The sequence below is a fragment of the Rhodococcus jostii NBRC 16295 genome, from assembly GCF_001894825.1.
In the GTDB taxonomy this organism is placed as follows: Bacteria; Actinomycetota; Actinomycetes; order Mycobacteriales; family Mycobacteriaceae; genus Rhodococcus_F; species Rhodococcus_F jostii.
In genome coordinates this window covers 1-14,126 of the sequence record NZ_BCWY01000151.1, presented here as the reverse complement: position 1 = coordinate 14,126, position 14,126 = coordinate 1, and the positions used below count along the sequence as shown (strand labels likewise).

Here is a 14,126-nt window from a genome sequence, read left to right as displayed (position 1 = left end):
GGACCCTCCGGGCCGGCGATCTGGCCGCGTCGGCCCGCGGTTCCGGCAGCATCCGGTCCGATGGGTCGCGCGCCAGCAGCGCCGCGACCATCGCCCTGCTCAACGCGGCGGCGCGCGAACGCACCAGCGTGACCATCGGCTACGTCGACGCGCAGGGTGTGGCGACGCACCGCATCGTCGATCCCGTGAGCGTCGGCGGCGGCCAGCTCGACGCGTTCGACCCGGCGAGCGGCGCGGTCCGGCGGTTCACCCTTCACCGCATCACGTCCGTCGCCCGCGTCGACTGAGCCCGTGAGTACTTGTTAACCGCGGACGGTTAACAAGTACTCACGGCTCAGATAACGATTCCGCGCAAACGCCCAGGAATTTCGGGGCGCGCAATACCGTGATGCTGGTATGTACCTGGCCGGGGACGACTTACCAGGAGGCAGAACCGTGATTGTCACAGAAACGAAGCCGTCACACGGCTGGTTACGAGGCGTCGTCCGGCTCATGGTTGCCGTGGTGATCCTGCCGCTCGCATTCGTCCTCGTCGGCGGCGGCACGGCATCCGCGGACCCGTACAGCCGTCTGCGTGAACACTGGGTCGACGCGCCAGGCGGGGTCGGTCAGATCAAGGTACGCATGTGGCTCGCGAACAACGGCAGCAACAAGGCCCTCTATCTGCTCGACGGCCTCCGCGCGACCAACGACGTCAGCGGATGGGAGCACGAGACCAACGCCGCGTGGCTGTCCGATCACGGGATCACCGTCGTCGAACCGGTCGGCGGACAGTCCAGCTTCTACACGGACTGGTACGCGCCCAGCAACACCAACGGTCAGCCGTACACGTACAAGTGGGAGTCGTTCCTCACCCAGAACCTGCCCGACTTCCTGGCGAACAATTACGGCATCAGCCGCACCAGCAACGCCATCGCCGGACTGTCGATGGGTGGCAACGCGGCGTTGATCCTCGCCGCCTACCACCGCGACCAGTTCACGTTCGCCGGGTCGATGTCCGGGTACCTGAACCTGTCGGCCCCGGGCATGCGTGAGGCGATCCGTATCGCGATGCTCGACTCCGGCGGCTACAACGCCGACTGCATGTGGGGACCGCCGTGGGATCCGGCGTGGCTGCGCAACGACCCGTTCGTCGCGGCGCCCCTCATGCGCGGGCTGCCGATGTGGATCTCGGCGGGCGCCGGACTCCCCGGCCCGCACGATCAGCCGCAATCCGCCATCGACGTCTTCAATGTCGGAACCGGCATGGGCCTCGAGGCCATCGCGCTGGCCCAGAACCGTGCCTTCCAGGTGCGACTCGACACCCTCGGTATACCCGCGCACTACGACTTTCCGGCGACGGGAACCCACAGCTGGGGTTACTGGCAAGACCAGCTGTGGGCCATGCTCCCGATGATGAAGGCGTCGATCGGCGCCTGACCATGGCCTCCGGCCCTGTGAGTACTTGTTAACCACCCGCGGTTAATAAGTACTCACGGGCGCCGGAAGCGCATAGGCGTCCCAGAGTTCCCGATAGACACCGCCTCGGTCGAGCAGTTCGTCGTGCGTTCCGACTTCCGCTACCCGTCCGCCGTCGAGGACCACCACCCGGTCGGCCCGCGCCGCCGTGCTCAACCGGTGCGCCACGACGACGGTGGTGCGCCGCCGGGACAGGTTCTCGGTTGCGAGCCGGACACGGTCCTCCGTCGCCAGGTCGAGTGAAGCGGTCGCCTCGTCGAGCAGCAGAATGTCGGGGTCCACCAGTTCGGCCCGGGCGAGGGCCAGCAGTTGGCGTTGTCCGGCGGACAGGTTGCGGCCGTGCTCCCCGATCGGCTGCAGGTACCCGAGGGCCAGTCCCGACACCATCTCGTGGGCCCCGACCGCCCTGCTGGCGGCCTCCACCTCGGCATCCGTCGCGTGGGGACGCCCGTAGGCGACGGCGTCGCGGACGGTGGCACCGAACAGGTGCGGCTCCTGCGGAACCACACCGAGTCGCTGCCGGAACGACGCGAGATCGAGTGACCGGGTGTCGATGCCGTCCACCCGTACCGCCCCCTTCGTGGGGTCGTAGAACCGGGCAAGCAGCTTGAGCACCGTCGACTTTCCCGCGCCGGTCTGCCCGACGAGGGCGACCGTCTCGCCCGGTTCGACGCGAAGCGTCACCCCTCGCAACGCCTCGCCCTTACCCGACTCGTACCCGAAGTGGACGTCGTCGAATGCGATGCCGCCCTGGATGCGGTCGAGGACGACGGGTTCACCGGCCTGCGGTGTGGTGGTCGGCGTCCTCATCAGTCCGCGCAGTCGCCCCAGTCCTATCACGGCCTGCTGATAGCCGTCGAAGACCTGCGAAAGCTGTTGCACGGGAGCGAAGAACAGTTCGACGTAGAGCACGAAGGCTATCAAGGTGCCGACGGTGAGGCTCCCGGCGTGGATCCGCGCCGTTCCGACCGCGAGCACCAGTCCGGTCGCCACCACCGACAGGAACTCGACGAACGGAAAGTACAGCGCCATGTACCGCTGGGCCCGGAGCCGCGACTCCCGGAAATCCCAGGCCCGCCGAGAGAACTGGGCAGCGTTGTAATCCTCACGCCGAAATGCCTGCGTGACACGGATGTTCGTCACGTTCTCCTGCAGGTAGGCGTTGACGATCCCGACGCGATCACGGGCTTCCGCATAGGCGGGCACCGACTTTCGGCGGAACACGACGGTGGCCACGACGAGGACGGGCACTACGAGAACCAGCACGCACGCGAGTTCCGCATCGATCACCAGGAGTGCCACGAGAACCCCGCAGATCGTGAGCCCACTGACCACCGCGGTGGCCAGACCCGTCTGCAGGAAGTTGGACAGGCTGTCGACATCGGTGGTCATGCGGGTCATGATCCGGCCGGCCAGTTCTCGCTCGTAGTACTGCAGACCGAGCCGCTGCAGCTGCGCGAACGTCTTGACGCGCAACGTATACAGCAGTCGTTCGCCCGTCCGCCCGGTCACCCGGGCCTGGGCGATGTTGACCGCCCAGTCGAGCAGAACCACCAGGATGGTCGCGGCCGCCGCGAGCAGTAGCAGGTCCCGGGCGCCCTGCAACACTCCCCGATCCACCCCGGTGCGAACCAGGACCGGCACCGCGATCTGCGCGACGGCGTCCAGCCCGACGAGCGCCAATCCTGCGACCAGCGGCAGGAGGAGGGGCCGCAGCAGCGAGCCGAGCCCGAACGCCGGGTCGGCCGCCCGCGCCTCGTCCGCGGCAACGTCGGGGTCTCCGGTGAGCGGGGGCAGGTCGTCGAGCCGGGCCATTACCTCGGGGCTGGGCGGCGCCGAAGACAGGATTCCGCCCGACGCGCCTCCGCGCGACGGTCCACTGGCACCCGCGGCTGCGGTCGCGAAGGCCGCGGCGGCCCGGGCGTCGAGCACCGCGGACTCCTCGTCGCCGCCCGTCCGACGCCACAGTTCGGCGGTGACGCCGTCGACGTCGGGCAGTTCCGGCGACGTGTCCGGACCGGCGGCGTCGTCGGCACTCGACAGCAGCGCACGAAACAGCGGGCACCGCTCGTCGAGTTCGGCGCTCGTCCCCACGTCGACGATGTGGCCGTCCGCCAGGACGGCGATCCGGTCGGCCAACGCCAGCGTCGACCGCCGATGCGCAATGATCAGGGTGGTCCGTTCGCTGGTCGCGTCGTCGAGTACCAGGATCCGCGGATCGGTCACCAACGCCCGGGCGAGGGCGATCCGCTGCCGCTGCCCACCCGACAACGTCACACCCTGCTCGCCCACGACGGTGTCGAGGCCGTCCGGCAGCGCATCGACGAATTCCTCTGCCTGCACCACTCGGAGCGCCTCACGCACCAGCGTCTCGTCGACGTCCGGCCGGCCGTACGAGACGTTCGCGCGGATGGTTTCGGACATCAGGTAGCTGTCTTCGAAGACGACGCCGAGCGCGGACCGCAGCGATTCGAGCGACAGCCGGCGGGTGTCGATCCCCCCGACGGAGACCGCACCCGCGTCGACGTCGTACAACCGCGGCACGAGCATGGCGAGAGTCGATTTGCCTGACCCGGCGGCACCGACCACCGCCACCGTCTCCCCGGGCGCGATGCGCAGCGACAGCCCGTCGAGCAGCCGGTTCGACGGCGCGTATCCGAAGGCGACGTCGTCGAACACCACCTCGAGGGGACCGTCGGGCAAGTCGACGGCGTCCGCCGGGGTCGTCACGGCGGGGGCGTTGTCGATCACCTCGCGGACGCGCTCCACGCTGGCCCGGCCCTGCTGGCTCACGGTCAGCAGCGTCGCGAGCTGACGCACCGGCGAGGCGAAGGCGGCCAGGTACGTGGTGAAGGCGACGAACGTGCCGAGCGACAGGTCGCCGTGCAGCGCCAGCCATCCTCCGAGGGCCAGAACCAGTGCCTGCCCGAGCATCGGGACCGCCTGGAGTGCGGGGTTGTACCGGCTGGTCAGCCGCGCGACGCGCAGCCGGGAGCGGAACAGTTCCGCAGCGCGCTTCTCGAGGTCCTCGAGTTCACGGTCTTCCTGCCCGAATCCCTTGACGACGCGCACACCGGTAACGGCGGCTTCCACTCCCCCGGCCACGACGGCTGCCTGTTCCTGGGCATGCCAATTGGCGGGGAACAGGTCGACGCGGCTGCGCATGGAGATGAACCACAGCGCGGGCAGAACGGCGAGGGCGACCAGGGTGAGGATCGGCGACAGCACGGCCATCACGGCCAGCGACATCGTGAACATGAGCAGATTCCCCGCCATGTGCGGCAGGAGCTGCAGAAGCATCTGGATCAGCGTGATATCGGAGATGGACCGGCTGACCACCTGCCCGGTCTGCAGTCCGTCCTGCTTGACGCCGTCCAGCCGGAGCAGCGATCGGAAGGCGTCGCCGCGTAGGTCGTACTGCACCCCGAGGGACAGCTGTCCGGAGCGGTACCGTCGCGTGTACGCGGCGGCGAAACGGATCGTGGCGAGGGCGACAAGCACTGCGATCCACGGCGCCAGTGCATGATTCGTGTCGACCGCGGCGTTGTCGATCACGTGCCGGACGGCCAGCGGAATGGTGGCGGTGGCGGCGGCAGCCACCGCCGCCGCCCCGTACGCGAGGACGACATTGCGGCGCTGGCGCAGACAGTATCCCAGCAGGTACCGCAGCCAGCCGACGTTCTCCCCTGAGTCTCCCGTCGTCACTGCGCAGACACCAGCGTGGAATCCTTCTCGACCGCAAACTGATTGGCGGGTCGCGGCAAACCGTAGTGCCCGCGCAACGTCGTCTCGGTGTAGTCGGTGCGGAAGAGTCCGCGTTCCTGCAGAATCGGGACCACGGAGTCGACGAACTTCTCCAACCCGGACGGAAGCACCGCGGGCATGATGTTGAAACCGTCGGCGGCGCCGTTCCTGAACCAGTATTCGATCGTGTCCGCCACCTGGACCGGGGTGCCCGCGAACGTGCGGTGCCCGCGACCGCCGCCGAGTCGCCCGATCAGCTGCCGGACGGTGAGCTTCTCGCGGCGGGCGAGGTCCACGATCAGCGTGTACCGGCTCTTCGCACCCTCGATGTCGTCCTCGGACGGCAAGTCCTCGGGGAGTTCTTCGTCGAGCGGGAGCTGCTCCGGTTCGAGATTGAACCGCTGCGCCAGCTGCTTGCGGGCGTATTCCGGGGAGATCAACCTCTCCAGTTCGGCCTCGAGTTCACGAGCCTCCTCCTCGGTGTCCCCGATGACCGGCACGATGCCGGGCAGGATCAGCACCTGCTCGGGGTCCCGCCCCAGCTTCGTGACACGGTCCTTCACATCCGCGTAGAACGCCTTCCCCTCGTCCAGGGTCGGCTGCGCGGTGAAGATCGCCTCCGAGTACCGGGCGGCGAAATCCTTTCCGTCCTCGGACGACCCGGCCTGCACGAGCAGGGGGTATCCCTGCGGCGACCGCGGCACATTGAGTGGTCCGCGCACCTTGAAGAACCGACCCTCATGCTCGATGACGTGCACTTTCGCGGAGTCGGCATGGATCGCGACCTCCTTGTCCGCGACGATGGCGTCGTCCTCCCAGCTGTCCCACAACTTGGTGGAGACCTCGACGAACTCGGCGGCGCGCTCGTACCGGCTCTTGTGCGCGGGGGTGTCGTCGAGCCCGAAGTTCTGCGCCGCATCGGCGCCGGCCGTGGTGACGATGTTCCAGCCGGCCCGGCCGCCGCTGACGAAGTCGAGGGACGCGAACCGCCGCGCCAGGTTGTACGGCTCGTTGTAACTGGTCGACGCCGTCGCGATCAGGCCGATCTTCTCGGTGGCCGCGGAGATCGCCGTCAGGATGATGGTCGGCTCCAGCTTGCCGCTCGGCCTGCGTTCCGGATTGCTGAACAGCACCGGGCTGTCGGCGAGGAACACCGAGTCGAACTTTCCGCGTTCGGCGGTCTGCGCCAACGAGATGTAGTGCTTGATGTCGAGGTTGGCATTCGGATCGCTCTCGGGCAGGCGCCAGGCGGCCTCGTGGTGTCCGATCGCCATCAGGAATGCGTTGAGATGCAGTCGGCGCTGTGGTGACGAACTCATGGTGTGACTCCCTTACTGTGCCGCTACCTCGACGCCGAGGGCGCCGAGCAGCGTGTTGCGAAACTCGTGGAACTTGCTGTCGCCGAGCGCTCTCGGCTTCGGAATGTCGACGATCTCGTCGACGACGATCTGCCCGCGGTCGAGAACGAGGACCCGGTCGGCGAGCGCGATCGCCTCGTCGACGTCGTGGGTGACGAGCAGGACGGTCGGGCGGTGCCGACGGATCAGCTCCTCGAGGAGGGCGTGCATCTTGATACGGGTCAGCGCATCGAGTGCGCCGAACGGTTCGTCGGCCAGAAACAGTTCGGGCTCGCGTACCAGTGCGCGCGCCAGGGCAACCCGCTGTTGCTCACCGCCGGACAGTTCACTGGGCCACGCCTTCTCGCGACCGGTAAGTCCCACCTCCGCGAGAGCCGACGCGCCCTTGCCGGTGCCGCTGCGACCCAGTCCGAGCGTCACGTTGTCAAGCACCCTCAGCCACGGCAACAGCCGTGAGTCCTGGAACGCCACCGACACCTCCGCGGGCACGGTGAGGGTGCCACCGCGACCCTCGACGTCGTAGTCGAGTCCGGCGAGCGCCCGGAGCAGTGTGCTCTTGCCGGACCCACTCCTGCCGAGCAGGGCGACGAACTGGCCTTCGGGAATGTCGAGGTCCAGGCGGTCGAGGACGGTCTTGTCGCCGAATCCGCGGACGAGGGACCGCACCTGCACGGCGGCGGGTTCTATCCGGCGAGAGTCTTGCGCCATGACAGCGACCGCCTTTCGACGTAGCGGAGGACGGAGTCGGACAGGAGACCGAAGATGCCGTAGACCGCGAGTCCCACGAGAATCACGTCGGACTGTCCGTAGTTCTGCGCGTTGTACATCATTTTTCCCAAACCGGTCACCGCGTTGATTCCCTCGACGACGATGAGGGTGAGCCAGGCGCCAGTCACCGAGAGGCGCAGTCCCAGAAAGAATCCCGGCATCGCGCCGGGCAGCACGACCTTGCGGATGAACGTGGCCCGGGACAGCCCGAGGACCTCGGCGAGTTCGACGTAGCGGTTGTCGATCGACGTCAGCGAGTTGTGGGTCTGGATGTACATGTGGACGACGACACCCAGCGCGATGATCACGATCTTGAACGTCTCTCCGATGCCGAGCCAGAGGATCAGCAGCGGGATCAGGCCGAGCGTCGGGATGGCGCGTTTGAGCTGGATCGGTCCGTCGATCAGGGCGTCACCGGAACGGGTCAGACCGGCGACGACGGCCAGGACCGTCCCGATCACCACGCCGAACGCGAAACCGATGGCGGCCCGGCTCAACGACGCGAGGACATGTTCCTGCAGGATTCCCGTGGAGATCAGGTCGATCGCCGTCGTGACCACGGTCCACGGCGCAGACAGTTTTCGTGCGTCGATGACGCCGGTCAGGCTGCCCGCCGCCCACACCGCGAGGAGGAGCAGGACACCCGCCAGCCGGGAGAACGGGAAGGCCTTACGCAGCCCGAGTCGGCGGATCTGCCGATCGGCGGCGCCGAGTCTGCCGACATCGAGGGCGACAGTACGTGCCGGTGCGGGCGCGGAGAGAGTACTGGTCATCGCTGCACACCGCCTCGGTACTCCGCCGGAACCGCATCAGCGGCGACGGTTTCGAATCGGCGGTCGAACAACTCGTTCGCGTCGAATTCGCTGAAGTAGCCTGCATCCGAGAGCAGTTGGACCGTATCCTGCGTCCACTCGATGGCCGCATCCCAGTTGGCCGGGTAGACCGGACGCTGCCCGACGGAGGCGACGATGCGCTTTCCGTCCTCGGCCGACACCTGTTCGCTCTCCACGTAGTACTTCTGGATCCAGGCGTCCTGGTTCTCCCACGCCCAGACCTCCCCGCGGGCCCAGAACGGAATGAACGACTTGATCGCCGCGGCCTTGGCTGGATCCTGGAGAACCTCGACGGGCGCCCAGAGCACGGTGAGCGCGTCCACCGCGTCGGTAGGCAACGCCCTGGCCCCGTCCGGTCCGTACTGGGTGAGGTACTTCGTCACCGTCGGCTCCGACAGCGGTGCAACGTCCACCTGATTCGATTGCAGCGCAGTGAGGAACTGAGGGCTGGGGAGTTCGACGAGCTGGACGTCGTCCTTGGTCAGGCCCAGTGCCTTCAGGGTCCGCAGGATCACCACACCCTGGGCCTGGCCGGGCGAGAACGCGATCTTCTTGCCCCGCAGGTCCGGCAGTTCCGCGATGTCCGAGCCGGGGGCGGTGGCCAGCAGGTACTGCGGCTGTTCCTTCTCCCGGACCGCGACGATCTTGGCGTCGAGACCGGTGGCGTGCGCCTGGATCGGCGGGATCGCGGCGTTGGTGGCCAGATCGACCGCGTTGCCGCGGAAGGCCTGGATCACGTCAGGGCCGGCACTGACGTCCGGCCAGTCCGACACGGTGAACGGGAGATCGGCGAGCTGACCGGTCGCCTCCAGCTGCAGTCGGGTTGTCTTGATCGACACGCTGAGCGACGTTCCGTCCGGAACCTGATCGGGCACAGCATCATCGAGCGCGAGCCCGCCGGAGGAACCGGAGGAGCAGGACGCGAGCCCGAGCGCCAGGGCGCCGGCGAGCGCGGCGCGCACGAGGCGCCCGTACCCGGCGGCGAACACGAGTGAACTGGACATGATTGATCCTTCGAAGGATGGGGTCTCCAGTCGGGCACACCCGACGCAACCGGTCGAGTACCACGCAGTGGAGCGAGAAGGGAAGAACAGAACGGAATTTCGACGCCGGACGATGCCGGTCCGGGAGCGTCAGATGCGACCCGGGCGCGTGCGGCGACAACAGGACTCGGAGCGACACGAGTCTGTATGCACGCTGTCCGCCACGGTTGTGTTCACACCAATATCCTTGCGATCCAGCGTAATCACCGTCAACATTGCTTCGTACCGAATTAACTCCATTGCTGTGATACGCGTCACGAAATGCCGGCCAGCGGCCGCACGAAGCTGGCCAGAGGGGTCCGGTAGAGCTCCGCGAGGATCACGGCACCCGCGGACACTGGAAGGGCCCGACCGGGAAAACTGGTGGACAGCACCGACTTCGATGGATCGTCGCACGTAGCCGACGCGTCCGCGACGGCTCGCCGCACCGTGTCGAGAGACCCCGGAATCTGGCTCACACCCTGGTCACAGACGATCAGGACCTCCGGATTGAACAGATCGAGCAGGCGCGCCGCGACGACCCCCACCCCGTGTGCCCGTTCCGCGAACAGTGCCAGTGCGGCCGGTTGCCGGCGCCGCCCGGCGTCCAAGAGGTCCCGGAAGATCGGCCGCTCGATGATGCCCGACTGCATCGCCCTGCGCACCAGCACCCGATCCGACAGGGTGGCCTGCACGCATCCGGTGCGCCCGCAGGCGCACTGCTCGACACTGTGCTCGACGGGCACGTGCGCCACAGCGCCTGCCGCCGCGCGGGGGCCGTGGTGGACCACTCCCCCCGTCGCGAACGCGGCGTCCACGACATTCCCGACGAAGAGCTGCACGACGCTCTCCCTCGCCCTCGGTTCCCCGAACAGCACCTCCGCATCGATGAGGGCGCGGGCGTGCGAATCCATTCGCACGTCCAGACCGGTGCGATGTTCGAGATCCGCGCGGACCGGGTACCCGTTCCACCCCGGGATCGGATGGTCACGCACCACCCCCGATTCGGAGTCGATCCAGCCGCCGGCCGCGAAACCGACGCCGATCGGGACGGACACGTCACCGTGTTCGGCGGCCAACCCCTCCAGGGTCGTCACCGCGTCCCGCAGGATCTCGGCCGGTCCCAGCCCGAAGTGCGGATCGCGGGACCGCGCCAGCACCCGCCCCCGCAGATCCAGCAGTGCAGTGGTCACGTGGGTCATCGCGAGATGTATTCCGTAGACGACGTACCGGCTCTCGTCGAGGTCCACCGGCACGTGTGGCCGCCCCAGCCCCGTGGGACCCGAGATCTCGGGCAGTTCCCGCAGGAGGCCGCGCTCGACGAGCTGCGCGCTGGCGGTCGTGACAGTCGCGGGTGAGAGCCCGGTGACCCGTGCGATCGTGCTGCGCGCGATCGGCCCCCGCTCGAGAACGGTGCGCAGCACCGTGCCCGCACTGGCGCCGGAACGGCCGGCACGCCGCGCGTCGGGCTGGGTTCGCGCCATCGTTCCCCCTTCGCCGCGCGCAGTGATTTCGCTGGATCTCGAACGCTAACGAAGGGGGACGTGCGGTTCAACGGACTCGATTCCCGTGAATTTAACTCCCTGTGAGTACTTATTAACCGCCCGCGGTTAATAAGTACTCACGGGGCGGCTAGCCACCGAGGTTGACCTCGATGCAGTAGGTGCGTTCGGGTTCGGAGAAGGCGATGGGGAATGCGGTGTCGAATTCGTTGCAGAGGGTTTCGTCGTTCTGCCCGTCCGCGCGCCTGAGGACCTTGACGGTCTGCGCCTCGGCGCAGTCGGAGGGCAGGATCCGGCCGTCGTCCTCGAGCAAGTAGCACGAGTTCTCGATCATGTTCGGGACGAGGCAGAGCGTGGTCTGCACGTCCTCGTCCTCGCTCACCAGCGTGTAGGAGAAGTAGTCCTCCGCGCATTGGACGTCGCCGTCGTTCTTCTGCGCCACCTCGTACGTGGCTTCGCTGTCGGAGCAGTCGCGCTTCTCGTGAGACGTGTCGGAAGCGGTCGTGGACGCGGACTCGAAGAACAGGCAGTCGCCGACGTCGAGGGCGTTCTTGTCGGAGCTCTTCACGGCGAACACACCGAACGCCGCGATGGCGGCGATGATCACCAGGACTGCGACGCCGAGGGCGATGAACAGCCCTTTGCGCGATTTCTTCGGCTGCGGTGGGTACTGGCCGGGTGGGTACTGGCCCTGCTGGCCGTACTGGCCCTGCTGCCCGTACTGACCCGGCGGGTACTGTCCGGGTTGCTGGGCGTACTGCCCCTGCTGGTACGGCTGCTGCGGGTACTGGCCCTGCGGATACGGCTGCTGAGGGTCGTTCGGCGGTTCGCCGGGGACGTTCGGATCGGGACGCTGGGGGTCTTCAGGGGGCTGGGTCATCTCGAGCCTCATCTCTGGGTCGATCCATCCGGCTGTCCCTCAATTTAGGCCTCGACCGCCCCGGATGTGGAGGTATCGGGCCCTGTCGGAGGCGGCGACGTGGCGCGGTGTGGCTCATATCAGGACAATGGACAGGCTGGCTACATCCGGCACCGCATTTTCGAGGAGGCTTCCGTGACCGACGGACCGTTGATCGTCCAATCCGACAAGACCCTGCTGTTGGAGGTCGATCACGAACGCGCGAACGACGCCCGTCAGGCGATCGCGCCGTTCGCGGAACTGGAGCGCGCGCCCGAGCACGTCCACACGTACCGCATCACCCCGCTGGCGCTGTGGAATGCGCGTGCCGCCGGACACGATGCGGAGCAGGTGGTCGATGCGCTGGTCAACTACTCGCGGTACGCGGTGCCGCAGCCGTTGCTGGTCGACATCGTCGACACGATGGCCCGGTACGGGCGACTGCAGCTGGTGAAGAATCCCGCGCACGGTCTGACGCTGGTCAGCCTCGACCGCGCGGTCCTCACCGAGGTGACCCGGCACAAGAAGATCGCCCCGATGCTCGGTGCCCGCGTCGACGACGACACGGTGGTGGTCCACCCGAGCGAGCGGGGCAGGCTCAAGCAGTTGCTGCTGAAGGTGGGCTGGCCGGCGGAGGATCTCGCCGGATACGTCGACGGCGAGGCGCACGCCATCGATCTGGATTTCGAGGGCACTTCTCCCGGGTCGGCGGACGGCCAGTGGCACCTGCGCGACTATCAGGAGATGGCCGCCGACTCGTTCTGGGCGGGCGGTTCCGGCGTCGTCGTCCTGCCCTGTGGCGCGGGTAAGACGATGGTCGGGGCAGCGGCGATGGCCAGGGCGAAGGCCACGACGTTGATCCTGGTGACCAACACCGTCGCGGGCCGGCAGTGGAAGCGTGAGCTGATCGCGCGCACGTCGCTCACCGAGGAGGAGATCGGCGAGTACTCCGGCGAGCGCAAGGAGATCCGTCCGGTCACGATCGCCACGTACCAGGTGATCACCCGGCGGACCAAGGGCGAGTACAAGCATCTCGAGCTGTTCGACTCCCGCGACTGGGGTCTGGTGATCTACGACGAGGTGCACCTGCTGCCCGCCCCCGTCTTCCGCATGACTGCCGACCTGCAGTCCCGTCGACGCCTCGGCCTCACCGCCACCCTGGTGCGCGAGGACGGCCGCGAGGGCGACGTGTTCTCCCTGATCGGGCCCAAGCGGTACGACGCACCGTGGAAGGACATCGAGGCACAGGGGTGGATCGCCCCCGCCGACTGCGTCGAGGTGCGGGTGACGCTGACGGACGCCGAACGCATGTCCTACGCCGTCGCCGAACCGGATGAGCGCTACAAGCTGTGTTCCACCGCGCACACCAAGATCGCGGTGGTGAAGTCGATCCTGGAGCGGCACACCGATGCACCGACGTTGGTCATCGGCGCGTACCTCGATCAGCTCGACGAGCTGGGTGAGGCGTTGAACGCCCCGGTCATCAAGGGCTCCACCAAGAACAAGGATCGGGAAGAACTGTTCGACCGCTTCCGGGCGGGCGAGATCCAGACATTGGTGGTCAGCAAGGTCGCGAACTTCTCGATCGACCTGCCGGAAGCATCTGTCGCCGTTCAGGTTTCGGGGACGTTCGGTTCCCGCCAGGAGGAGGCGCAGCGCCTCGGCCGTCTGCTGCGACCCAAGCACGACGGTGGCCAGGCCCACTTCTACTCGGTGGTGGCGCGCGACACCCTCGACGCCGAGTACGCCGCCCACCGGCAGCGCTTCCTCGCCGAGCAGGGGTACGCGTACCGGATCACCGACGCCGACGATCTGCTGGGCCCGGCCATCGGGTGACCGCCCGGCCACCCGGCCCGGCCCTCTAAGCTGGGCCCGTGCGACATTTCGAGTTCACCGTCGACCGGGCCTATGCGAAGTCTGTCAACCAGACGTTCGCCGACATGCGACGCCTGCAGGTGTCGGCGATCGTGGTGGCGCTGCTGTTCGCGGCGGCCGCGGTCGGTCTGATCCTGCTCGCCCACCCCTGGTCGATCATCCTCGGCGTCGTCGTGGCCATCGCCGCGCTCACGTCCGTGTGGGTGGCGTTCTGGGTGCCGAAGAAGGTCGGCAGCCTCGACGAGCTGTACGCGAAGAGCCCCCTGGTGCCGGCCGTGGTCTCCGAGGTCCACCCCCGCGCGATCACGCTGCTGTCGCTGATCGACGTCGCGAAGCCGGGCACGGGCCGGGCGTCGTATGCGCTCGTCACCCGCAACGTCCCGATCCGGACGGGTCAGAAGCAGAACGTCGGCGACAGGGTGCCGTCCGTCGCCCTGCTCAACGACCGCAGCACCCACAGCGACGCCGCCACGTGGGAGATGGTCAGTCCGATGCCGATCGCATGGGGTACCCGCGACGCGACCGTCCGCTCCCGCGCGGAGGACGCCATCGACCAGGTCGAGTGGGATTTCCTGCAGAGCCGGATCGCCGAGTCCGAGCAGATCCGGACCAGCCCCGATCAGCGGGTCGCGGTGTCCGAGCACGACCTTCCGGAGAGCCTGCGCTGA

General features: G+C 67.7%; 11 protein-coding genes. 4 read left to right on the top strand and 7 right to left on the bottom strand.

What is annotated here, in order from left to right; translation table 11 throughout:
* Both RJ1_RS42950 and RJ1_RS42945 read left to right on the top strand, forming a co-directional pair.
* The coding region (locus tag RJ1_RS42950; RefSeq protein ID WP_143169600.1) for a WYL domain-containing protein at positions 1-287 on the top strand (287 nt) is incomplete at its 5' end.
* A 148-nt stretch (positions 288-435) separates the two neighbouring features.
* Positions 436-1,419 (top strand): alpha/beta hydrolase, encoded by a 984-nt coding sequence (locus RJ1_RS42945; protein ID WP_240319778.1) that lies wholly within the window; start codon positions 436-438, stop codon positions 1,417-1,419.
* 42 nt (positions 1,420-1,461) lie between these two features.
* Here the strand turns inward: RJ1_RS42945 and RJ1_RS42940 are convergent, their stop codons facing one another.
* The 7 genes from RJ1_RS42940 to RJ1_RS42910 form a co-directional block, all read right to left on the bottom strand.
* Complete coding sequence (locus RJ1_RS42940) at positions 1,462-5,163, bottom strand: ABC transporter ATP-binding protein (RefSeq protein ID WP_073370410.1); 3,702 nt, start codon at positions 5,161-5,163, stop codon at positions 1,462-1,464.
* Positions 5,160-6,521: an LLM class flavin-dependent oxidoreductase gene (locus tag RJ1_RS42935; protein WP_073370407.1), complete on the bottom strand. Its 1,362-nt coding sequence runs from the start codon at positions 6,519-6,521 to the stop codon at positions 5,160-5,162. Before RJ1_RS42935 ends, RJ1_RS42940 begins: the two co-directional genes overlap by 4 nt.
* Positions 6,522-6,533: 12 nt before the next feature.
* The gene (locus RJ1_RS42930; protein WP_073370405.1) at positions 6,534-7,268 is read right to left on the bottom strand and encodes an ABC transporter ATP-binding protein; all 735 of its coding nucleotides are present in this window, start codon (positions 7,266-7,268) and stop codon (positions 6,534-6,536) included.
* Positions 7,244-8,101 carry an ABC transporter permease gene (locus RJ1_RS42925; protein ID WP_073370402.1) on the bottom strand — a complete coding sequence of 286 codons (858 nt, stop codon included), beginning with the start codon at positions 8,099-8,101 and terminating at the stop codon, positions 7,244-7,246. The genes RJ1_RS42930 and RJ1_RS42925 overlap by 25 nt, the downstream gene beginning before the upstream one ends.
* Positions 8,098-9,165 (bottom strand): PhnD/SsuA/transferrin family substrate-binding protein, encoded by a 1,068-nt coding sequence (locus RJ1_RS42920; protein ID WP_073370400.1) that lies wholly within the window; start codon positions 9,163-9,165, stop codon positions 8,098-8,100. The genes RJ1_RS42925 and RJ1_RS42920 overlap by 4 nt, the downstream gene beginning before the upstream one ends.
* Before the next feature lie 293 nt (positions 9,166-9,458).
* On the bottom strand, positions 9,459-10,667 hold the full coding sequence (locus RJ1_RS42915; protein WP_073370397.1) for an ROK family transcriptional regulator: 1,209 nt from the start codon (positions 10,665-10,667) through the stop codon (positions 9,459-9,461).
* Positions 10,668-10,815: 148 nt separating this feature from the next.
* Complete coding sequence (locus RJ1_RS42910) at positions 10,816-11,565, bottom strand: LppU/SCO3897 family protein (protein WP_073370412.1); 750 nt, start codon at positions 11,563-11,565, stop codon at positions 10,816-10,818.
* Between the two features lie 174 nt (positions 11,566-11,739).
* Here RJ1_RS42910 and RJ1_RS42905 point away from each other — a divergent pair, with 174 nt between their 5' ends.
* Positions 11,740-13,419: a DNA repair helicase XPB gene (locus RJ1_RS42905; RefSeq protein WP_073370395.1), complete on the top strand. Its 1,680-nt coding sequence runs from the start codon at positions 11,740-11,742 to the stop codon at positions 13,417-13,419.
* Between the two features lie 38 nt (positions 13,420-13,457).
* Positions 13,458-14,126 carry a DUF3239 domain-containing protein gene (locus tag RJ1_RS42900; RefSeq protein WP_073370392.1) on the top strand — a complete coding sequence of 223 codons (669 nt, stop codon included), beginning with the start codon at positions 13,458-13,460 and terminating at the stop codon, positions 14,124-14,126.